At 58.3% G+C, this 21708-nt stretch carries 21 protein-coding genes; 8 read left to right on the top strand and 13 right to left on the bottom strand.

Annotated elements, in window-relative coordinates; translation table 11 throughout:
* Window positions 1–22 precede the first annotated feature (22 nt).
* The 4 genes from QP971_RS00470 to gatB form a co-directional block, all read right to left on the bottom strand.
* Entirely contained in the window at window positions 23–1093 is a 1071-nt protein-coding gene (locus tag QP971_RS00470) for an aldo/keto reductase (protein WP_284786710.1), read from the bottom strand.
* Window positions 1094–1109: 16 nt separating this feature from the next.
* A complete protein-coding gene (locus tag QP971_RS00475) occupies window positions 1110–2537 on the bottom strand; it encodes a YkvI family membrane protein (protein WP_284786707.1) in 1428 nt (475 codons plus the stop codon).
* Between the two features lie 201 nt (window positions 2538–2738).
* Window positions 2739–3791, bottom strand: coding sequence for an NAD(P)-dependent alcohol dehydrogenase (locus tag QP971_RS00480; RefSeq protein WP_284786706.1), 1053 nt, complete (start codon window positions 3789–3791; stop codon window positions 2739–2741).
* Window positions 3792–3925: 134 nt separating this feature from the next.
* On the bottom strand, window positions 3926–5431 hold the full coding sequence (gatB, locus tag QP971_RS00485; RefSeq protein ID WP_284786705.1) for an Asp-tRNA(Asn)/Glu-tRNA(Gln) amidotransferase subunit GatB: 1506 nt from the start codon (window positions 5429–5431) through the stop codon (window positions 3926–3928).
* Window positions 5432–5488: 57 nt separating this feature from the next.
* Here gatB and QP971_RS00490 point away from each other — a divergent pair, with 57 nt between their 5' ends.
* Complete coding sequence (locus tag QP971_RS00490; protein WP_284786704.1) at window positions 5489–6274, top strand: DUF4261 domain-containing protein; 786 nt, start codon at window positions 5489–5491, stop codon at window positions 6272–6274.
* A 13-nt stretch (window positions 6275–6287) separates the two neighbouring features.
* Here QP971_RS00490 and QP971_RS00495 read toward each other — a convergent pair whose 3' ends face one another.
* The 3 genes from QP971_RS00495 to QP971_RS00505 form a co-directional block, all read right to left on the bottom strand.
* Window positions 6288–7256, bottom strand: a complete 969-nt coding sequence (locus QP971_RS00495; RefSeq protein WP_419126976.1) for a bile acid:sodium symporter family protein — start codon at window positions 7254–7256, stop codon at window positions 6288–6290.
* Between the two features lie 79 nt (window positions 7257–7335).
* Window positions 7336–8367, bottom strand: a complete 1032-nt coding sequence (locus QP971_RS00500; RefSeq protein WP_049377154.1) for an ATP-dependent 6-phosphofructokinase — start codon at window positions 8365–8367, stop codon at window positions 7336–7338.
* 24 nt (window positions 8368–8391) lie between these two features.
* Window positions 8392–9768, bottom strand: a complete 1377-nt coding sequence (locus tag QP971_RS00505) for an MFS transporter (RefSeq protein WP_284810501.1) — start codon at window positions 9766–9768, stop codon at window positions 8392–8394.
* A 47-nt stretch (window positions 9769–9815) separates the two neighbouring features.
* On the opposite strand from QP971_RS00505, the gene QP971_RS00510 reads away from it, so the two are divergent.
* Window positions 9816–10139 (top strand): hypothetical protein, encoded by a 324-nt coding sequence (locus tag QP971_RS00510; protein WP_049377152.1) that lies wholly within the window; start codon window positions 9816–9818, stop codon window positions 10137–10139.
* 72 nt (window positions 10140–10211) lie between these two features.
* On the opposite strand, the gene QP971_RS00515 is transcribed toward QP971_RS00510, so the two are convergent.
* The 3 genes from QP971_RS00515 to gatC all read right to left on the bottom strand — a co-directional run bounded on the left by QP971_RS00515 (window position 10212) and on the right by gatC (window position 12577).
* Entirely contained in the window at window positions 10212–10706 is a 495-nt protein-coding gene (locus QP971_RS00515; RefSeq protein ID WP_284810502.1) for an META domain-containing protein, read from the bottom strand.
* A gap of 86 nt (window positions 10707–10792) precedes the next feature.
* Window positions 10793–12280 carry an Asp-tRNA(Asn)/Glu-tRNA(Gln) amidotransferase subunit GatA gene (gene gatA, locus QP971_RS00520; protein WP_284786699.1) on the bottom strand — a complete coding sequence of 496 codons (1488 nt, stop codon included), beginning with the start codon at window positions 12278–12280 and terminating at the stop codon, window positions 10793–10795.
* A complete protein-coding gene (gene gatC / locus QP971_RS00525) occupies window positions 12281–12577 on the bottom strand; it encodes an Asp-tRNA(Asn)/Glu-tRNA(Gln) amidotransferase subunit GatC (RefSeq protein ID WP_005327681.1) in 297 nt (98 codons plus the stop codon).
* Window positions 12578–12781: 204 nt separating this feature from the next.
* Between gatC and QP971_RS00530 the strand changes: the two genes are divergently transcribed.
* Complete coding sequence (locus QP971_RS00530) at window positions 12782–13441, top strand: ACT domain-containing protein (protein ID WP_049377149.1); 660 nt, start codon at window positions 12782–12784, stop codon at window positions 13439–13441.
* Between the two features lie 10 nt (window positions 13442–13451).
* Here QP971_RS00530 and ligA read toward each other — a convergent pair whose 3' ends face one another.
* Window positions 13452–15521, bottom strand: coding sequence for an NAD-dependent DNA ligase LigA (ligA, locus tag QP971_RS00535; protein ID WP_431831064.1), 2070 nt, complete (start codon window positions 15519–15521; stop codon window positions 13452–13454).
* A gap of 45 nt (window positions 15522–15566) precedes the next feature.
* Between ligA and QP971_RS00540 the strand changes: the two genes are divergently transcribed.
* The 4 genes from QP971_RS00540 (at window position 15567) to QP971_RS00555 (ending at window position 19230) form a co-directional block, all read left to right on the top strand.
* The gene (locus QP971_RS00540) at window positions 15567–16238 is read left to right on the top strand and encodes a 3'-5' exonuclease (protein ID WP_269953397.1); all 672 of its coding nucleotides are present in this window, start codon (window positions 15567–15569) and stop codon (window positions 16236–16238) included.
* Window positions 16239–16278: 40 nt separating this feature from the next.
* Entirely contained in the window at window positions 16279–16776 is a 498-nt protein-coding gene (locus QP971_RS00545) for an ArsR/SmtB family transcription factor (protein ID WP_049377146.1), read from the top strand.
* Complete coding sequence (locus QP971_RS00550; RefSeq protein ID WP_284810507.1) at window positions 16776–17768, top strand: serine hydrolase domain-containing protein; 993 nt, start codon at window positions 16776–16778, stop codon at window positions 17766–17768. Before QP971_RS00545 ends, QP971_RS00550 begins: the two co-directional genes overlap by 1 nt.
* A gap of 340 nt (window positions 17769–18108) precedes the next feature.
* Window positions 18109–19230, top strand: coding sequence for an ATP-binding protein (locus QP971_RS00555; RefSeq protein ID WP_284810509.1), 1122 nt, complete (start codon window positions 18109–18111; stop codon window positions 19228–19230).
* Here the strand turns inward: QP971_RS00555 and QP971_RS00560 are convergent.
* Window positions 19227–20141 (bottom strand): uroporphyrinogen decarboxylase/cobalamine-independent methonine synthase family protein, encoded by a 915-nt coding sequence (locus QP971_RS00560; RefSeq protein ID WP_284810511.1) that lies wholly within the window; start codon window positions 20139–20141, stop codon window positions 19227–19229. The genes QP971_RS00555 and QP971_RS00560 overlap by 4 nt on opposite strands.
* Before the next feature lie 77 nt (window positions 20142–20218).
* Between QP971_RS00560 and QP971_RS00565 the strand changes: the two genes are divergently transcribed.
* A complete protein-coding gene (locus QP971_RS00565; RefSeq protein ID WP_049378398.1) occupies window positions 20219–20587 on the top strand; it encodes a PH domain-containing protein in 369 nt (122 codons plus the stop codon).
* Here the strand turns inward: QP971_RS00565 and mnmA are convergent.
* Window positions 20580–21665, bottom strand: coding sequence for a tRNA 2-thiouridine(34) synthase MnmA (gene mnmA, locus QP971_RS00570; RefSeq protein ID WP_269953392.1), 1086 nt, complete (start codon window positions 21663–21665; stop codon window positions 20580–20582). The genes QP971_RS00565 and mnmA overlap by 8 nt on opposite strands.
* Window positions 21666–21708: the final 43 nt, after the last annotated feature.

Genomic DNA, 21708 nt, shown 5'->3' on the forward strand with positions numbered 1-21708 from the left:
GGGGCCGGGGCTCGGGAGCGGCCTAGTCGCCGCGAACGCGCGAAGCAGTGGCCTCGGCCCACCGGTTGATTCCGGCGTCATGGGCGGCGTCATCAATAGCAGCAAGCTCGTCTGCGCTGAAGTCAAGCTTGTCCAGCGCGCCCAAGTTGTGCTCAAGCTGCTCCACCGAAGAAGCACCCAACAGCGCCGAGGTAAGCGTGCGATCCCCCTGATCACGCAGCACCCACGAGATAGCCATCTGCGCCAGAGACTGACCACGCTTGCCTGCAATATCGTTGAGCGAGCGGATCATGGAAAGGTTTTCCTCATTGAGCCAATCCTTTTCCAAGGTCTTATTCTTCGCCGCGCGCGAATCTGCGGGGATGCCATCGATATAGCGATCCGTCAGCATGCCCTGTGCTAGTGGACCAAAGCCGATGACACCCAACCCACTGCGCGCCGTGACATCAAGAAGGGACTCACCATCCTCGCCCGGGCGCTCAATCCAGCGGTTCAGAATGGAATAACTGGGCTGATGAATCAGCAGCGGGCAGCCTTCATCTTCCATAAACTCCATGGCCTCCGCGGTAAGCTCCGGCCCATAGGAGGAAATGCCCACATAGAGGGCCTTGCCGGAAGCCACGATATCGCGCAGCGCATAAAGAGTCTCTTCCAGCGGAGTGTCCGGGTCCGGACGGTGATGGTAGAAGATGTCCACGTAGTCCAAGCCCATGCGCTTCAAGGAAGCGTCCAAGGAGCTCACCAGGTATTTGCGAGAGCCGCCGAAACCGTAGGGTGAATCATTCATTACCCAACCCGCCTTGGAAGAAATGATCATTTCATCGCGGAAGGGGCGGAAATCGCGGGTGAAGATGCGGCCGAAGTTTTCCTCCGCGGCACCTGGTTCAGGGCCGTAGTTATTGGCCAAATCGAAATGAGTAATCCCCCGGTCATACGCCGCGCGCAGGATTTCGCGCTGCGTGGCCAGGGGACGATCGTCGCCGAAGTTCTGCCATAGGCCAAGGGAAATGGCCGGCAGCTTCAGCCCAGAGTTGCCTACTCGGCGGTACTCCATCGAATCATAACGGTCAGATGCGGGTGCATAGATGCTCATGGCACCCATTGTCCGCTTAATTCTTGGAATTGTCAGCCTGTGGCAGATCCTCATCTTCTTCCGGGTCGCCGGATGCGCCGGTTTCTTCGACCCACTTTTCAATTTCTTCCGGCGTACGGTCGGTTTCTACCGCGTCGCGTTCGGTGTAATAGGAGTAGTCGTGGCGCTTTTCTGCGTAATCCTTTTTGTCAAAGTCCACGTCATCGTCACTATCGAGCTCTTCGGCGACTTCCTCCACCAGCTCATCGTAGAGGGCCTCGTTATCCATATTGGAGTCCTCGATGTGCTGGCCAATTTCATCGTCATAGCGCTCAGCATCATATGCCTTGTCCGGGTGCAGCTTCAGGTGCATGAGGGCACGTACGCGCTCACGGCGCACGGCCTCATCCTGGATTTGCGACTGGCTGCGGAACCAAGCAAAGACCAGGATGGCCACCATCAGAATGCCCATGTAACCGATGACGGGGTAGATGTAGTTCATCAGGGTCTTGAAGCCGGCGAAGGAAACGGCGAAACCAGCCAAGCAGCCGATAACGAAGATAACCGGGAAGCGCTTCTCATGACCGGCAGATAGGCGCTTGCCCAGCGCGTAGAACATGCCGATGGCGGTATTGAAGATCATCAAGTAAATGATGACCGCCATAACCGCACCCAACGTTGGATTGACGTCATCGACCAAAGACAGCATCGGAATATCGGAGCCTTGCGCCTTATCCGAGTTCATCAACAAGGAGAATCCGGCAAGGCCCATCATGATGGAGTAGATGACGCCGCCTACAACGCCGCCCCAGCCGGCCTCGCGCGGACTAATATTATCGCCACCGATAACCAGGGACATGGACACAGCAAGCATCAGGGCAAGGCCGTTGTAGTTCAGTGCGGAAATCAGCCAATTCCCAATCGGAGTATCGATTTGACTGGAGGCGTCCATAGCGGCGCCGATGTCATCCGGCATATTAAGGCCGGTGTAGATGGCTACACCAATGACCGCAATGATGATGGTCGGTGTTACAGCACCGATAACCTTGGATACCTTGTCCACGTCGAGCATGCCCACGACAAGCACCAAGACCAGCATGAGTGTGGAGCCGATCCACGTCTTCCAGCCAAACTGCTGCTCCATATTGGAACCCGCGCCGGCCAACATCACAAAGCCAATAGCAAAGAGGGTGATGATGACCGCGATGTCCAGCAACTTGGAGACGATCGGGTGGGTGACATTGCGGAAAACGGTGTTGTGTTCAGAAGCGTGGAAGTAGCTGCCCAACTGCAAGAACACGGTACCGGCAAGGGTCATGACGAGTGCGGCGATGATGAGGCCAGGAATGCCCCAAGAACCAAAGGCGGTGAAGTACTGCACCACCTCTTGGCCCGTGGCAAAGCCGGCGCCGACCAACAAGCCCACGAAGGACATGGCAATGGCGATAATGTTTTTAGAAGACACGGTTGCCTAACTTTTGTAGCGAATATCTTTCGCATACTGGTGCGCGCGGCCCCTGTCCCCCACTCCCCAGCACGTGGGCTACACAACACCGATATGCGTTCCTTAAGGAATGGTACGTAAGTGACCCGTTAAACACCTACTGGCACATACCGATGTTGTGCTAAATCACATTCTGACGTTCCGCGAATTCAACCTAACGCTTTAGTCGTCAAAGGTCGCGGTATCAATCACGAAGCGGAACTTTACATCGCCTTGCACTACGCGCTCATAGGCGTCATCAACATCGTTGACGCCAATCTTTTCAATAACGGCGCCGATACCGTGCTCGGCACAGAAGTCCAGCATCTCCTGGGTCTCTGCAATGCCGCCGATATTATTACCTGTAAGCACCTTGCCGCCGCCGACGAGGCTGCTCATATGGATCCCCAGCTCCTCCGGCGGAAGTCCGACAACGGACATGATGCCGCGCGGCTTCAGTAGCTGCAGATAGTCATCGAGGGAGTACCGGGCAGATATGGTGGACAAGATGACGTCGAATTCGCCGCGGTGGTTGGCAAAGAAGTCTTCCTCTTCACCGGTGGCCAGAATATGCTTTGCACCCAGCTCATAGGCTTCCTTTTCCTTGCACAGGGAGCGGGAAATCACGGTTACTTCCGCGCCCTTTGCCGCAGCGATCTGCACACCCATGTGGCCCAAGCCGCCTAGGCCTACTACGGCAACCTTGTCGCCTTCTTTAACCTGCCAGCGAGCCAGCGGCGAATAGGTGGTGATTCCGGCGCACAGCAGCGGGGCTGCGACGTCAAAGTCAATACCCTCTGGAATGGTGCACACGAAGTCTTCGTTGACTACTACCTTCTGGGCATAGCCGCCTTGAGTAATGGTCCCGTCTACGTCTTCGGAGTTATAGGTGCCCACGTTGCCATTCAGGCAGTTCTGCTCTTGGCCGTTGCGGCACTGTTCGCACTCGCCACAGGAGTTCACTAGGCAGCCCACGCCCACGCGGTCGCCCACTTTGAACTTGGTGACCTTATCACCCACAGCTTCCACAACGCCGGCGATCTCATGGCCCACTGTCAGGGGGAAGTGCGCCTGACCCCACTCGTTACGGATGGTGTGAATATCGGAGTGACAAATACCTGCAGCCTTGATATCAATGACCACATCGTCTTCGCGCGGATCGCGGCGCTCGATTTCTACGATTTTGAATGGCGCTTCAGGGCTTTCCTTTTGCAATACTTTGCTCTTAATTGTCATGCCCACGACCCTACGCGTAACCCCACTGACCTCGCCTAACGAAAGTAATCACCATTTCCGGCAGGGGAGGAAAACTAAAAACAGCCACGCCCCTCTCGTTGAGGAGGGAAAGCGCGGCTGGTTCTTTGGGGGTCTTAGTTCAGCTTCTCTGCGATAAGCTTATTGACTTGGCCTGGATCGGCCTTGCCCTGCGTGGCCTTCATGACCGCACCCACGATGGCACCGGTGACCTTCTTATTGCCGGCACGGTACTTTTCCACAATGTCCGGGTTGGCGGCCAGCGCGTCATCTACGGCCTTCTCGATGGCGCCGTCATCGCGCACGACCTCCAAACCACGCTTTTCGACGACTTCGTCGACGTCACCCTCGCCCGCCAACACACCATCGACGGCCTTGCGCGCGAGCTTGGTGGTCAGCTTGCCTTCGTTGACGAGCGCGATAACGCGCGCCACGTGCTGCGGAGTAATGGACAAACCAGCAAGATCGGTATCCTGCTCGTTGGCCTTGCCGGCTAGGTAGGAAACCCACCAGGAGCGTGCCTCGTCTGGCTTCGCACCGGCCTCGACGGTATCCACGATGAGGTCGAGGGCACCGGCATTAACCAGGTCGCGCATCTCCTCATCTTTGATACCCCACTCTTCCTGGATGCGCGCACGGCGAACCCATGGCAGCTCCGGAAGGGTCTGACGCAGCTCTTCTACCCACTCGCGCGGGGCGATGACCGGCGGCAGGTCCGGATCATTGAAGTAACGGTAGTCTTCCGCGGTTTCCTTCGGACGACCCTTGGAGGTGGTGCCATCGGCCTCTTGATAGTGGCGGGTTTCCTGGTCAATAGTGCCGCCATCTTCGAGCACCTGCGCCTGGCGCTGCATCTCGAAGCGAACCGCCTGCTCCACGGAACGCAGGGAGTTAATGTTCTTGGTTTCGGTACGGGTACCAAACTCTTCCTGGCCCACCGGGCGCAGGGATAGGTTGGAATCCACACGCATAGAGCCTTGGTCCATGCGGGCGTCGGAAACGCCCAAGGCTGCAACGAGCTCGCGCAGGGCGGAAACGTAGGCCTTAGCCACCTCGGGCGCGCGCTCACCGGCGCCAATGATCGGCTTGGTAACAATCTCAATGAGAGGAATACCCGCACGGTTACAATCCACCAGGGACGCCGTGGCGCCGTGAATACGACCGTCCGTACCACCGAGGTGGGTCAACTTGCCGGTGTCTTCCTCCATATGGGCACGCTCGATTTCTACGCGCCACTCGGTGCCGTCCTCCAGCACAACGTCCAGGTAGCCGTCATAGGCAATCGGCTCGTCGTACTGGGAAATCTGGTAATTCTTCGGCTGGTCCGGGTAAAAGTAATTTTTGCGGGCAAAGCGTGAGGACTCCGCAATGGAGCAATTAAGCGCAAGCCCAATCTTGATGGCACCCTCCACACCCTTGGAGTTAACTACCGGCAGCGCACCGGGAAGGCCCAGGGATACCGGGTCAACGTTGGAATTAGGCGCTGCGTTGAAGTTCGTAGGAGAGGTAGAAAACATCTTGGTTTCCGTATCCAGCTCTACGTGGACTTCCATGCCCATTACCGGTTCGAACTTTTCTAGGACCTCATCGAAGTCCATCAGGTCATACATCGCAGCAGTCATGCGTGCCATCTTAATACGTCCATGCGCCCGCGCGCTCACGCCCCTAAGCTGAATATTATGACTACACCACATAGCGTTGATGCCACCCTTATCGATGCCCCATTGATCAACATCGCAGTCTTCCGCACTGCCCCTACCCCTGAGGAGGTAAGCGAGCGCCTGACCACCACTTTTGGCGACCGCCTGGGAGAAATCACACCGGGTAAGAATCCAGGAAGCATCATGGTTGAGCTTAATGATTCATTTTTATTGCACTACCAAGCCGTCGATACCCCTCCCACCCGCGATAGCTATGGCCTCCACCCCATTTTGAGCGCGGATGCCCGCGGCCTCGATTCCGCCACCGCACAAATCCTCGTGTCCGTGCTTCCCCGTGAGACCGAACTTGATCGCGCGAAGCAATTCCGCGAGGCCCGCCGCGATCACCTTGAGCTACTCTCCAAGGCCACTGCGGTGGTAGCCGAGCACCCCGACTGCCTGATAGTCCATAACCCGCGCGGCAACGTTTCTATCGCGCCGAATACTTTCCTCGAGGCCGTTCGGGATAACCTTGCACCAATGCACATCGCTCCGGTGTGGCTTACCCAAAAAGAAAACAAAATCTTGGGTTATACCGTTGGGCTGGTCCAAGCCGGACACCCGGAAGTCCAGGCGGCCACCGAATCCATGGATCCCACCGATCTCTATTACAAGCTGGCCAATATCGCAGACCATGTTCTGCAAGGCGCCACCGTCAAAGACGGCGACACCCTATCTTTCGAGCAAGGCCAGCCCCCACTCACCGTGCAAAAAGAGCCCTGGTATGTAGACGAGTCCTACCCTGCGGTCACGATTATTTTTTAGCAGTTCTTCCGCCCTACTTCCGGGAATCCGAATAGCGGCAGATGGCTGCAAGCACCGCACCAGAGAGGTTGTGCCACACTGAAAAGACGGCACCTGGTAGGGCGGCCAATGGGTTCATATAGGTCGATGCCAGGGAGGTGGCCAAGCCGGAGTTTTGCATGCCCACCTCGACGGCCATGGTGCGCCGCGCGGAGATCGGCTGCTTGGTGACCGCTCCTGCAATGTAGCCCAGCAGATAGCCACAGGCATTATGGGCAACTACGGCCGCAAAGACCAGCGCACCCGCCGTAGCGATGGTGTCGTGCGCGCCGCCGACCACGATGCACACGATGGCCGAAATGGCCGCAACCGAGATCCACGGCAATGCCGCGTTAATCTTTGCCACCAGGCGCGGAACCAGCATGCCGATAAGGATGCCGGCAACGACGGGAATGAGAACCACCTTGACAATGGACCCCGCCATGGCTGAAGCGGAGACCGGCATGTACTCCCCTGCCAGCCACAAGGTCAACAATGGGGTAAGGACCGGCGCCAACAGGGTGGAAATGGACGTCATGGTTACCGACAGAGCCACATCACCGCGCGCAAGATAAGACACCACATTGGAACTCGTACCGCCGGGCGCGCATCCTACAAGGATAACGCCGGCAGCTACAGCATCGGGAAGATCCATCACCGCGACTACCAGCAGCGCCACCAGCGGCATGATAACGAACTGCGCTACCACTCCAATGAAAACGGGCAGCGGACGGCGTGCCACCAAAGCAAAATCCACCGGCTTGAGGGTTAGGCCCATACCGAACATGACAATCCCCAGCAGCGGGGTGACCTGGGGGGCGAAGGAAGCTGCGGTTTCTGGCGCGAGGTATCCCACCACGCCACCGATAATCACGAGCACGGGAAAGCCTAGCGCTGCAATGAGCGCTTGACGGTCTTGTGCTGCGGAGGGCGCAGAGGGCACCTCTACCCGATTATCTGTCATGCTATCGATACTCATGAACAAAAGAATACGCTCCCACCCAGTGGGAGCGCTATCTTAATATTCGGAACACGGAATGCCTTTAGCCAAAGAGCGCCTGGGCGTTGCGGTAACGCGATTCCGGTACCGTCTTCAATTGGCCCACGGCATCTTCGAGTGGAACTAGGTCAATATTTTCACCATGCAGGGCAACACACATGCCGGATTTGCCCTCGTGAATAGCACGGGCTGCATGTACACCGTAACGAGTTGCAAGGACGCGGTCATAGGCCGTCGGCGTGCCGCCGCGCTGGATATGCCCCAGCACGGTCGTACGCACGTCATACCCGGTGCGTGCCTTGATTTCATCGCCGATTACCTGGCCGATGCCGTTAAAGGTCTGGTGACCGAACTGATCGACGCCGCCAGCCTCGAAGTCCATCGTCCCTTCCTTCGGGAGGGCGCCTTCTGCCACGCAGATAATGCCGTACTTCTCACCCATCTGGAAGCGGCGTTCCATCGCCTTCGTAATCTCCGCGATGTCGAAGGGCTCTTCCGGTACCACGGTGTAGTGCGCACCGCCGGCCATGCCCGCATGCAGGGCAATCCATCCCACGTGGCGGCCCATAACCTCCACGATCAGGATGCGATTATGGGACTCCGCGGTGGTGTGCAGACGGTCGATAGCATCGGTGGCCACAGAAACCGCAGTATCGAAACCAAACGTGTAGTCGGTGGCATTGACGTCATTATCAATGGTCTTCGGCACGCCCACTATCGGCACGCCGTTATCAGAAAGCCACTTTGCACCCTTGAGGGTACCTTCACCACCGATGGCGACTAGAGCATCTACCCCGGCATCCGCCATGTTGGACTTAATCTGGTCAAGGCCGGCCTTGAACTTATCCGGATGCAGGCGACCGGTGCCCAGGATGGTGCCGCCACGCAACAGAATACGGTCGATTTCCGCATCGTCATAAAGATCGCGGCGGCGGTCTTCCATCAGGCCCACCCAGCCGTCTTCATAACCTACAACGGTATCTCCAAATTCATTGGACGCGGTACGCACTACCGCACGGATTACAGCATTGAGGCCGGGGCAATCGCCGCCGGACGTTAAAACACCTAGACGCATACCTACCAATCTAGCGCGCGATTTTTAGGCCTGCAGAGTGTCCCTAAAACCTAGGGCAGAAACCAGGCCCACCACCAGCGCAGCCACGATGACGAGCAGCGAATTAATAATTGCCGCCTCTGGGCTACCCGTTTGCATAACTGCGGATACCAGGGCAACTCCCACCACGGATCCCACCTGGCGGGAGGTGTTGTACACACCGGAGGCAGCGCCCATAAGTTCCGGTGAGATATCGCGCAAGGTGGTGGCTGCGTTGGAACCCCAAATGAACGACTGCCCCACACCTAGGCCGGCAATAGGCAGCCCGAGTACCCACGGAAGGGCGTCGACCTGCATGACCCACCATGCCGCAAGGAGCGAGAAGATAAGGATAGAAAATCCCATTACCCCAAGAATCCGTGGATTGACGCGATCCGCCATGATTCCAGCCAGCGGAGATATCAGGAGAGACACCAGCGCCATAGGAGCCACGATGATGCCGGCTTCGTCTGCAGGCACTCCCTGCATGGTCTGCAGCCACAGCATGATGGGGAGCATCACCGCAGCAGCCATAAACCCCATTGCGATGATGCCTACCGAGCCCGCCAGGTAATTACGGTCACTAAATAACGCCAGCGGCACCAGCGGACTCGACCCGCGGGCCTGGGCGGTTGCCTGCAATCGAATAAACCAGACGCTAGCGGCAACTCCAGCGAGCAGGATCAACCAGATGGTCCAACCCCAGCCAAGCACCGGGCCCTGCTGAATGCCAAAGACGATTGCTGCCAAGGCGATGAGCGAAACGATGGCCGAGGGCGCATCGATAGACTGCGCGGTCGTGGGTAACTCAGGCACCCACAGCAGCGCGAAGACAATGGCTAGGACCACGAAGGGAACGTGTGCCCAAAAGGCGGCTTGCCACCCAAAGTGCCCCACAAGGAACCCGCCGGCGAGTGGACCGGCAAGTGCTGCTACAGAGCCGATCACACCCCATACGCCCAGTGCGCGCCCACGCCGCTCACGCGCGAAGATGCGATTGATAACGGACATGGTCTGTGGCATCTGGAGGGACGCACCCATGCCTTGCACGGCACGCGCCGCAATGAGTACTTCCACAGTGGGCGCCACGGCACACGCCACCGCACCCAGCCCGAAAACGCCCACGCCCAAACAGAACATCCGGCGCTGGCCTAAAACATCGCCCAAGCGGCCGGCAAAGAGCAGCGGCACCACCACAGCCAGCAAATAGGCCGCGGATACCCACATGGTGTGGTTTACGCCTGCGTTCAGCTCACGTTGCAGATCAGGCAGCGCCACCGCCACCATGGATTGGTCCAGCAGGGACACAAAGAATCCGAGGGACAATGCAAACATGGCGCGCCATGCTTGGCGCTCGGGCGGCAGATGCGTCTCCACAGTCATGGCCTTAGAGTCTAGCGGGCCGAGAAATGTCGACCTAGACTGGTCACATGTCCATGATCGATATTAAAAAGCCCCAAGACGTTTCTACCGCCACCACTGTTACCCTCGGCCTTATCGGTGGCTGGGTCACCGCCCGCGAGACCGGAATTCGCCCGCTGGGCGGCGTAATCCTCGCCGCTGCCGGTGTCTGGGCGGGTCGCTCTTGGGCCAAGAAAACCACCCCGGTTACCACTGCCGGCCTGTGCGCACTCTACGTGGGTGCATTCGGCGCCTCCCACCCGTTGGCTAAGAAGATTGGCGCTTGGCCAGCCGTCCTTAGCGTGACCGCGGCTTCGGCGGGCGCGGCTTATGCGCTTTCCGACGCCAAATAGTCCCCCACACAAAAATGCGCACCATGGCCGAAGACATGGTGCGCATTTTAAATTTTAGTGTGCTACGAGTTTTTACTTGTCAACAGTAAACTCGGCCGCAGCTTCCTTGCTGCCCAAGGCTACGGTGCCGCCGGGAAGGTTGAAGAAAGAAGGCTTGGACTCAAAGAGGCCCAGCAGGGCGTCGGAAAGCTGCTGGGTGTGCTCATCGCAAGCCGCACGGGTGGAGTTGAACTCGCCCACGCTGATGGTGCCATCCTTAGCCACCTCGTAGGTAGAGGTGTAGGTATTGCAGCCATCATTCATCACCAAGGAGTGGTCCTTGGCAAACCCAACACTAAGCTTGCCTTCTTCCTTAACGGAGTGGAGAGTTCCAGTGATCGTCTGGCCCTCGATCTGGGGCTCCAGCTTCTCCGCACCCTTCGGCAGCGGAGAAATCAGGTCAGACTGAGTCGGCGCGGTCATGCTGAACCCGGGATCAACGGAGGGCACCTGCGCGGCGTTGGCAATACCCGCGCCCATCAGTGCAGCGGCGGACAACGAAAATAGTGCGGTCTTCTTGAAATGCATGCCCAATAATTTACCCCCGCCGAATATAAATTCAACGGGAGCAAAGAAACCTTTATGGAATCGTTAGGGACTCCACAGGCGACGATTTACTTATCGCGGCCAGCCTCATAGGCAGCGCCCACCTTGTAGAGGCGGTCATCCGCGAATGCCGGCGCCATGATCTGCAGGCCAGTCGGCAGGTTGGTATCGCTCGCCGTACCGGAGGGCACAGACATGCCACACAGGCCGGCTAGATTTAGCGGCAGGGTGCACAGATCGAAGTTATACATTGCCATCGGATCCTCGGCCTTCTCCCCCAGCTTGAATGCCGTGGTCGGGGTGGTCGGGGAAACGAGCACGTCAACCTGCTCGAAGGCACGAGCGAAGTCCTGCGCAATGAGGGTACGCACGCGCTGCGCCTGCAGATAGTAGGCATCGTAGTAGCCCACGGACAGCGCATAAGTACCCAGCATGATGCGGCGCTTGACCTCAGGGCCAAAGCCTTCTGCACGGGACTGGGACATGACCTGCTCGGCGGAGTGGGAGCCGTCATCGCCCGCACGCAGGCCATAGCGCATACCATCGAAACGTGCCAGGTTGGACGAGACCTCGCACGGCATAATCAGGTAGTACGCTGCCAAGGCGTCATCGAAATGCGGGCAATCAACCTCAACAATATCGGCACCCTGCTCGCGCAACTGCTCAACGGCGGCGTGGTAGTTCTCCATCACGCCTTCCTGCCAGCCATCGCGCTCAAACTGCTTAATAAGACCGACCTTGACACCAGAAAGGTCACCCTTGGCACCTTCGCGTGCGGCGGCGACAACCGGTGCTACCGGCTTATCCACGGAGGTCGCATCGAAGGCATCGTGGCCAGCAATGACCTCGTGCAGGAGCGCGGTGTCGAGGACGGTACGGCCACACGGGCCGGCCTGATCCAGGGAAGATGCGGCAGCAATAAGGCCATAGCGGGACACGGTGCCGTAGGTTGGCTTAACACCCACAGTATTGGTCAGCGCGGCTGGCTGGCGGATGGAGCCACCGGTATCGGTACCAATGCCGAGTGGCGCTTGGCCGGAAGCGAGTGCAGCTGCGGTACCGCCGCCCGAGCCGCCCGGGGTGCGCTCGGTGTCATAAGGGTTATGAGCCGGACCAAAGGCAGAGTTCTCATTAGAAGAACCCATGGCAAACTCGTCCAGGTTGGTCTTGCCCAGGATGGGAATTCCGGCCTCGCGCAGACGCTTGGTCACGGTGGCATCGTAGGGAGAAACGTAGCCTTCCAGCATCTTGGAGGCTGCGGTGGTCGGCGCATCGGTGGTAACGAGCAAATCTTTCAGCGCCAGGGGCACGCCTGCCAGACCAGAAGCTGGCTCTTCGCCGGCATCGAGGGCCTTATCCACGGCGTCGGCAGCCGCGAGGGCTTCTTCCGCCCCCACGTGCAGGAAGGAATTAAGCTCCTCATTGGTCTCTGCGATGCGATCCAGGAAGGCCTGAGTAACCTCGCGGGAGGTAATTTCGCGGGAGTGAATCTTTTCCGCCAACTCGGCGGCGGTCAGGGAGGTCAATCCCTCCGCAGGAACGGTCAGGTTAGACATTTATTCTCCTCCCAAAATCTGTGGCACGACGAAGCGCTCATCCTCTACGGCCGGCGCCTGATCCAAAGCCTGTTCTGCAGTAAGGGTGCGCACAATAACGTCCTCGCGCATCGGGGCGTCCACGGAGTGCGGGTGACTCATCGGCTCCACACCCTCGGTATCCACGTTTCCTACCGCGGAAACGGAATCAACAATTTCATCAATCTGCGTTGCAAACTGGGCTAGCTCTTCCTCACTGAGGGCCAGGCGGGAAAGCTTGGCGAGGTGGGCTACCTCATCACGCGAAATCTCAGACACGCGAACTCCATCCTTTATCTGCATAATCGACATGCGGGTGAAAAATATTCACACGATGCATGTACTATGTGAATTGCTAACGACCCATGGTACTGCACCTACCGCGACGGTTGCCGCGTCACCCCAAATTTGCGTTGCTTGAAGCCTGCATTGTGACGCACGTATCATGTCTGGGACTACAAACTACCGAAAGCGTGCGAGACCTTGTCCTTTTTGATCCGTGTACTGCTCCCCGATGCCCCTGGCAGCCTGGGCCAGCTTGCCGACGCCTTTGGACTCGTCGACGGCAATATCCAATCGGTCGATATCGTAGAAAACTTCCCCGACGGCACTGTTATGGATGACATTGTCATCGAGCTGCCCCAAGGCGCCATGGCCGATGTCCTCATCACCGCCGCCTCCTCCGTCGACGGCGTGGAAATTGACTCCATCCGCCCGTTTAGCGGCCGAGTAGACCGCCGCGGCCAGATTGAGCTGCTCGCGCGTGTAGCTAATGCCACCAATGTCACTGCGGCCATGGAAGAGGTCGTCGCGGCCATCCCGAAGGCACTCACCTCCACCTGGTGCATCGTCATTGATAATAACGAGCCTATCCGCCGCCTGGCCTCCTCCAACGCCGCCCCGGAAGATGACGGCACCGTTCCTCACGACATTGAGGTCGAAAGCGCCCGCGTCCTCCATCCCGAGCGCGACGAGTGGGTGCCAGAAAGCTGGTCCCTGCTTGACTCCGCACTCGCCGCCGCCCCACTCGGCGATACCGGATTGGTCATCGCCATGGGGCGAACCGGCGGCCCTGACTACCTCGCCTCCGAGGTCGAGCACTTGGGCCACATCGGCACTATCTTGGGCAGCTTCCTGAAGTAACTGAAGCGAATTAGACTTCGCCGGTTTCGAGTAGTTGCTGGAATTGCGCCTCGTTGAGAATTGGGATGTCCAGCTCGCGAGCCTTATCCTCCTTCGAGCCAGCCTTTTCGCCGGCAACTAGGTACGAGGTTTTCTTCGACACCGAACCGGTGGCCTTGCCGCCGCGCGAGACAATAGCTTCTTTCGCGGAATCCCTGGTGAAGTTCTCCAAGCTGCCGGTAACCACAATGGTCAAGCCCTGGAGGGTCTGCTCCTTGTGATCCTCGGCCGCTACCTCCATGGCCACGCCCGCAGCAGCCCATTTGTCCACAATCGTGCGGTGCCAATCCACCTCGAACCAATCGTGGAAGGATTGCGCGATGGTCATGCCGACGCCATCGACCTCTGCAAGCTCCTCCGTCTTCGCAGCCCGCAGCTTGTCCATGGAACCATAGCGGGAAGCAAGCGCCCGAGCCGCAATCGGGCCCACGTGACGTATGGACAGCGAGACCAAGACGCGCCAGAAGTCGCGTCCCTTTACCTCCTCCAGGTTGTTTAGCAAGTTCTGGCCTGCCGTATTGACCTTGACATTGCCCTCCTTCTTAGAGCGCTTGTCTTTGGTGTCCTTCTTTGCGGTATAGACATCTGAGGCCAATAGCTTTTCCGCGGTGAGCTCAAAAAGCTCCGACTCATCAACGAGAATGCCGTTGTCGATCAGATCCATCGCACCCTTCTCGCCCAAAGCCTCAATATCCAACGCCTTGCGGGAAGCCAGATACTCCAGGCGTGCCGAGAGCTGCGCCGGACAGGACTGTGTATTGGGGCAACGCCAATCGGCGTCGCCGTCCTTCTGCGGGGCCAATTTCGTACCACACGCGGGACAGTTCTCTGGGAAGGTCCACTCATACTCGCTACCATCGCGCTGCTCGCGCACCGGCCCAAGGACCTCCGGAATAATTTCGCCCGCCTTGCGGATAATGACGGTATCCCCGATGAGCACGCCCTTGCGCTTGACCTCGGATTGGTTGTGCAGGGTTGCCATGGACACCGTGGAACCGGAGACAAAGACCGGCTCCATAATGGCGAAGGGCGTCACTCGCCCGGTACGCCCTACCCCCACCTCAATATTCTTGAGTTTCGTGGTCACTTCTTCCGGCGGATACTTATAGGCAATGGCCCAGCGCGGCGCGCGGGAAGTCGAACCAAGTGCGCGCTGCGAAGCCAAATCATCCACCTTGACCACGAGTCCGTCCATTTCAAAGATGGCGTCGTGGCGGTGTTCTGCCCAATGCGCCACCTCTTCCTGAACCTCTTTGGCCGAGTGCACCTGCTTGGTATACGGGGAAACGGGTAGCCCCCAAGCCGCAATCGCCTTATAGGCATCGTGCTGTGAGCTGGGCGAGAATCCCTCGCGCGCACCCAAGCCGTGGCACACCATTTTCAGGCGGCGTTTTTTCACCTCGGCGGGATCCTTCATGCGCAGTCCACCGGCCGCGGCATTGCGCGGATTAGCAAATTTATCCTTGCCCTCAGCCACGCGTTCCTCATTGATCTCCTCGAAGTCCTCGGGGCACATATATACCTCGCCACGGATCTCGATAAGCTCCGGAACTGGGTATTCATCAGTCCCCGTCAGCTCGTGCGGAATATCCTCGATTACGCGTGCATTGGCAGTGATCTCCTCGCCCACCGTGCCGTCGCCACGAGTCGCAGCGGTGGTCAAACGCCCATCACGATAAACCAAATCGATAGACAAACCATCAATCTTCAGCTCAGTGAGATAAGTTTGTGCCGGAGTTCTATCCAACCAATCCTGCATCTCGCCAGCGCTAAAAACATTGTCCAAGCTCATCATGCGCTCAAGGTGCTCAATATCTTCGCCGCCGCTCGGAGCGGCGCCTACCTGCTGGGTGGGCGAATCAGGCACGGCAAGCTCTGGGTGCTCTTCTTCTAGCGCAAGAAGGCGCTGAAAGAGTGCATCAAAGTCGGCGTCGGGAATAGCCGGCTCACCGTTGTAGTACAGATTGCGGTGGCGGCGCACTTCCTGCGCGAGGTCGTTCCATTCACGGTGCAGATCAACTGGATTAGTCACGCTGCACAAGTGTAGCTATCCCTCGTGTCGGAGCTAGCTACTAAGGTATGAATCATGAACTTCGACGCCTCCCGCATGCTCGCCTTCGACCTTGAGACCACCTCGGCCAACCCTAAACAAGCCCGCATTGTTACCTCTGCCCTGGTCCGCATTGACGGCCGCGATGTGCAAAAAATTGAGCACCTAGCCGATCCCGGAATCGAAATTCCACAGGAAGCGACCAATGTCCATGGAATCACCACGGAAAAGGCCCGCGCAGAGGGCCGCCCCCACGAAGTTGTGCTCAAAGATACGGTCGAGGCAATCAAGGCTGCATGGGAGGATGGCCTGACGCTGATCGTCTACAACGCAGCATTTGATCTCACCGTATTGCGCAGCCTTACCGGTGATTTTACGGTAACCGGCCCGGTCTATGACCCCTATGTGATCGACCGCGTCAGCGATAAGTGGCGAAAAGGAAAACGCACCCTTGGCGCAGTGTGCGAACATTACGGCGTCGAGTTGGGCAACGCCCACGAAGCTACAGCCGATGCCCTAGCGGCCGCCCGCGTGGCGTGGAAGCAGGTTCGCCAACACTACCCCAACCTGGCGCAGATGGAGGAAAACGAACTCATGGAGTTCCAGGCAGTCAAGTGGTATGAGGACCGCGTCGCCTTTAAGAAGTATCTAGAGGGAAAGGGCCGCGATGCCTCGGACGTCTCGACGGCGTGGCCGCTGATTTCTTAAACACGTTGCCAAAGTTCTAGCTTTTTGGAATTCTAGAACTATGGAATCTATAGAATCCCGAGTTTTAGCCCTCGAGGAGCGCGTCGCCAAGCTCGAACAACCCACACCACCCTCGGCAGAAGCTTCCGCTGACGAGTCCACCATGTGGCTTGCGGATGCCCTCGAGCCTTCTGAAGAGCTTCCCGAGGGGTCCGTAATCTTTGGTGGCAACCTCACTATCGGTGAGAATTCCTATATCTACCAATGGCAGCAGCCTACAGAAGCAGTGACACATGGCGACTGGTCCGAGAACCTCGACCGCCTTGCCGCTCTGGCCCACCCGATTCGTAGCGCCATCCTGCGCCGGCTCCTTACCGCACCGGCCAGCGCCACAGAACTTGTCGAAGAAGAAATCGTCACGTCTACCGGTACGGCCTATCACCACCTCAGCGCCCTCACGAGCGCGGGCTGGACTACCAAGGCAGGCGGAAAATACGCAATTCGAGCCGCCCGAGTGGTTCCTCTCCTGACCATCATTACCGCAAGCGAGGCTCACTAATGCGCAAATTAGCCCTCGCCGCCGTCGCAGCCGTGGTATCGGCCACCTTCTTACTCATCGTTGGACCCCAGCGAATCTCGATGGCCGATACCGCAACCGGAGATCCGGAACTCTCTACACACCTACGGGAACACCCGGAAGCTGGTTTCAACAACCTCACAGCCTTCACACTTGATCAGGGAAAGGCCACCTTCGCCGGACTCGGCGCCGATGAGCATACCGAGGTGGAAATCGGCTCTGTAACCAAGATGTTCACCGCAGAAATTGCCCACCAACTAGTAGAAGAGGGAAAAATTCGCCTCGACACCACGATGGGTGAAGTCCTCGAGGTCGGTGACTCACCAGTCTCCGATGTAACAGTTCGTGAGCTACTCGATCACACCTCGGGTTTGCCCAGACAGGCAAAAGCCATGACTTTCTCTTCTGCTGTCTTTAGCATCACCGGTTCAAACCCGTACGCAGGTGTATCCACAGAAGATATCGTGGATTCAGCAACCGAATCAGAGCTTGCAGATCGTGGCACAGAATCCTATTCCAATTTGGGCTACGCACTGCTCGGCCACACCTTAGAAACCGCCGCCGACACGCCATACGAACAATTGCTCCACGAGAGAATCCTTAAGCCCGCCGGAATGAAGGAAACCTACCTTATGACACCAGGTTCCGTCCCTGACGATGCCCCTCGTGGGCTCACGGCCGCAGGCCGAGAAGCTGAGCCTTGGGAGATGGAAGGATGCCCTGCCGCAGCTGGAGCCGTTCGGTCCACCGCCCAGGACATGGCAGCTTTCACTGCATGGTTTATGGAACATGGCGACACTAGCTATGGATGGCAGAAGAATGATGACGGCAAGAGTTTCTGGCACAACGGCGGTACCTCTGGCTATTCCACAATGCTCGTCATTGACCCGAAGGAAAATCGCGCTGCCTTCGCAAATAATGACTCGCCAGCGGGAACTGAAGGACTCACAGAAGCGCTTTTCGAGAGGATTTAGGAAACCGCAATGCTCCTCACATTAATCCCTGCCGCTATCACTGCGTTCGAACTCTGGTCTGCATGGAAGACCCTAAAGAAGCCAGTTTCTTCCCCTATGCTGGTTATAGACGCAATCTTCACGATCGCCATCATTACGCTTGTCGGCATTGCAATGCCGTGGTACAGAGCAGTAGATTTTGGATGGTGGTACGCATTCGTAGCCGCTGGCTCTCTTCATATCGGTGCCATCGCTTGGCGCCTAGGCTGTCTCCATAGTAAGAAACCTATAAAGTCTCCCAAATCTCCACATTGAGCCGAAAGTCTCCCAAATCTCCGACAAAACAGGTTACACTAGCCGCATGGACAACCCATTCCGCCCGACATTCGGCGCCCCTCCCCTGTTCTGGGTCGGCCGCGGCGTCGTGCTCGATAGTTTCCGCACTGCCCTCGATGGTTCAGCAGGTAATGCCTCCCGTTCCATGGTGCTAAGCGGCGCTAGGGGCATCGGCAAAACGGTCCTTATCAACGAGTTGGAAGATATTGCTGAAGCGCGCGGTTGGGTAACGCTACGCGCCTCCGGGCGCTCCACCATGGTGGAGGAACTGGTCAACACCACGATTCCGAGGCTTCTCGAGCGGCTTTCGCCCAGCGATAAGAAGAAGGTCAGCCGCATCGGCATCGGCGGCGTAGGATCGATCGGTTTCGACCACCAGAATGAAACCCGCTTCACCCCCACGTTGAATACTCGCCTACGCGAGCTTTCCTCCAAGCTGAAAGGCACCGGCATCCTCCTCACCATCGACGAGGTTCAAGACGCCGACGTCGAAGAGCTCACCACCATCGCCGTGGCCTACCAAGATTTGGTACGCGATGAAATCGATATCGCCTTGGTCGCCGCTGGCCTGCCGCAGGGAGTCAACCACTTGCTGGACCTGCCCGGGGTAACCTTCCTGCGCCGGGCCCAAAAATTCGTGCTCGGCCCCTTGTCGCCAGCCAATGCGGAGCAGGCCCTAGAGCACACGGCCTCGGGGTCGGGGCTGGAGTTTAGCCACGAAGCGATTACCGACGCCGCCGCGCTCACCCGCGGCTACCCCTACCTCGTGCAATTGGTCGGCTCACTGGCATGGGAGCGCAGTCGCCGCAACCAAGAAGGCGGCATTTCCCAGCAGACAATCGCCTCTATCGCCCCAGATGCAATATCGATCATGGGCGCGCAGGTGCACCAGCCTGCGACGCTAGCCCTGCCGCCGGCGCAGCGGGAGTTCCTGGAAGCGATGGCCGCAGTCGAAGTCGATGGCATCGCCACCATCGCAGACATCGCGGGCCACATGGACCGCACGGTGCGCTCACTGTCGGCCACCCGCCAGCGGCTTATCGACGCCGACCTCATCGAACCCACCGCACACGGCAAGCTGCGCTATGTCATTCCCTATATGGGCGAATACTTCACCACCACGGATAGCCGCGGGCGCGTCGATTAAAGATCACCGGCGTCGCGAATGAGGATGCCCGCCACCTCAGCAGCAAAAGAATAGCTGGGCGCGGCCTTTTCCACCGGCCAGGGGAAGATATCAACCTGTTCTGGAATTCGCTCCCGCGACAGGCCCATGCGGTCAAAGTGCTGTGCAATAGAAATAGCCTCCGTGCGAGCATCTTGCCCTGCCACGCCCAATCCGACGCGAGCGCCGCCATCAATCCACTGCCCCAAGCCATCGAGATGCTCGGGCGAGGCCAGACCAACAAAATCGAGCAGCACCGTCTTCGCCGCCACTTCCCATAATGGCTCGCGAAGCCGAAGGTAGTCCGCGCCAAACTCCACCAATGTCGCATTGACCTGGTCCGCGGGAAAAGCCCTGATCGTATCAAAGTCGGTGGTGCCTGGAAGGGTGCCTGAAAGGACGTCGGCAAGCAGAGGCTCGTCCAGCTGCACTCGCACTTCTGCCCCAAAGCGCTGTGCCACCTGTGCCTTGTGTTCCTGAATTCCGGCCAATAGTGCACCACACAGGTCCCGGAAAGCACCCGAATCAGTAATCGCGCGGTGCCCGTTCCCTAGCTCCACAGCGGCCGCCAAACTCCACGGGCCTACCGCTTGAATCTTGATACGGGGAACTGACTCGCCCCACACCTCCTGAATCTCGTCCAGGTCGCGGCTCATCTGGTCAACAATCCGGTGCGAAATGAGCTGTGGCCGATCACTGAGCACCCACGAGCGCGGTCCGCGGTCAATGGAGACTGCTTCCAACAAGCTCGCTGTGCGCCCAATGGCCCCAGCATAAATCCCGCGGTCCGGTAACTGCGGAAGGTGCGGGAGACCACCCGTCTCACCCATCACGATGTCTGCCGCCTCACTCATGGAGTATCCCGGCATAGGGCCTAAGCCAAAAGCGTCCATATTCACCTCGGCGCTAGTATTATTTCTCAAAATTATCCATCCGATACGCGACGTATCACTTCGAAAGGAACCTTACTATGGGCGTGGAAAAATACTCCGGCTGGACCTTCTACAACGAGTGCGAAATTCCCCAGGACATTTCCACTGTTTTGGCCGAACAGGAATATCCCGTCTGCGCTTTCAAGACAGTCCGCGATGCCGCCGTATTTACCAATAGGCGCCTCATCATCCGCGACGCGCAAGGCCTTACAGGCAAAAAGGTAGAAATGTACTCCCTGCCCTATTCCTCCATTAACATGTGGTCTACGGAAAACGCGGGAAAGCTCCTTGACTTCAATGCTGAGCTGCAGCTGTGGACTAGGGCTGGCGAATTCAAAATCAACATTGGCCCCGATATCGATGTCCGAGCGCTAGATCGGCTCATTGCCAACTGCGTGCTTAATTAGTTCCACAGATGGTGCCGGAGCCGATGACGATGTCTCCCAGCTCATCCGGCGAAGGCAAGTACAGCACCGCCGCTTGGCCGCGGGCGACACCAGATAGCGGCTCCTTGAGTTCGAGGTGCATTTCGTCCGCCTCGCGGTCAACGTGGGCGGTACATGGCACCACGGAGCCGTGTGCGCGCACCTGAACCTCGCACTCGAAATCCCCATCCATGCCCGGGTGGAGGTACTTCAGGCGATCGGCCTGAATCGAGGTTACGGCCAAGTCCTCGCGGGCGCCGACGGTAACCGTGCCGGTAGCAGCATCAATATCGGTGACGTAGCGGGGGCGGCCGTCGGCAGCCGGCGCCTTGATGTCCAGGCCCTTGCGCTGGCCGATGGTGTAGTTCCACGCGCCATCGTGCTCCTTGAGCTCCGTGCCCTCTTGATCCACGATCATGCCGGGGCGCAATCCAATACGGGCGCCCAGAAACGCCTGCGTATTGCCGTCGGGAATGAAGCAAATGTCATAGGAATCCGGCTTTTTCGCGGTGGAAAATCCGTGCGCAGCAGCCTCTTCGCGGATTTGCGGCTTAGGAGTATCGCCGATGGGGAAAAAGCAGTGCTCCAACTCCTCGGCCGAAATCACGCCGAGCACATAAGACTGGTCTTTATTCTCGTCCAAGGAGCGGCGCATATAGCCGTTTTCGTCGATAGTGGCATAGTGGCCCGTCGCAACCGCATCGAAGCCAAGCGCCATGCCCTTTTGCAGCAGCGCTCGGAACTTAATCTTCTCGTTGCAGCGAAGGCAGGGATTGGGGGTCTCGCCGCGGGCGTAGGAATCCACGAAGTCCGTAATGACCTCTTCTTTGAATTCCTCCGAAAAATCCCAGACATAAAAGGGAATGCCCAGCTTATCGCAGATGCGGCGGGCGTCGGCCGAATCCTCCAATGAGCAGCAACCGCGGGCCTTCTCCCTGGTCTGCTGCGCGTCTTTGTGCAGCGCGAGGTGAACGCCAATTACCTCGTGGCCGGCTTCTACTGCACGGGCGGCGGCAACCGATGAGTCCACGCCGCCGGACATGGCAACCAATACTCGCATTGTGCTCCCCATTTCACCTTGACTACAGGCCCGAAAGTCTACT

It is taken from the genome of Corynebacterium marquesiae (genome assembly GCF_030229635.1).
In the GTDB taxonomy this organism is placed as follows: domain Bacteria; phylum Actinomycetota; class Actinomycetes; order Mycobacteriales; family Mycobacteriaceae; genus Corynebacterium; species Corynebacterium marquesiae.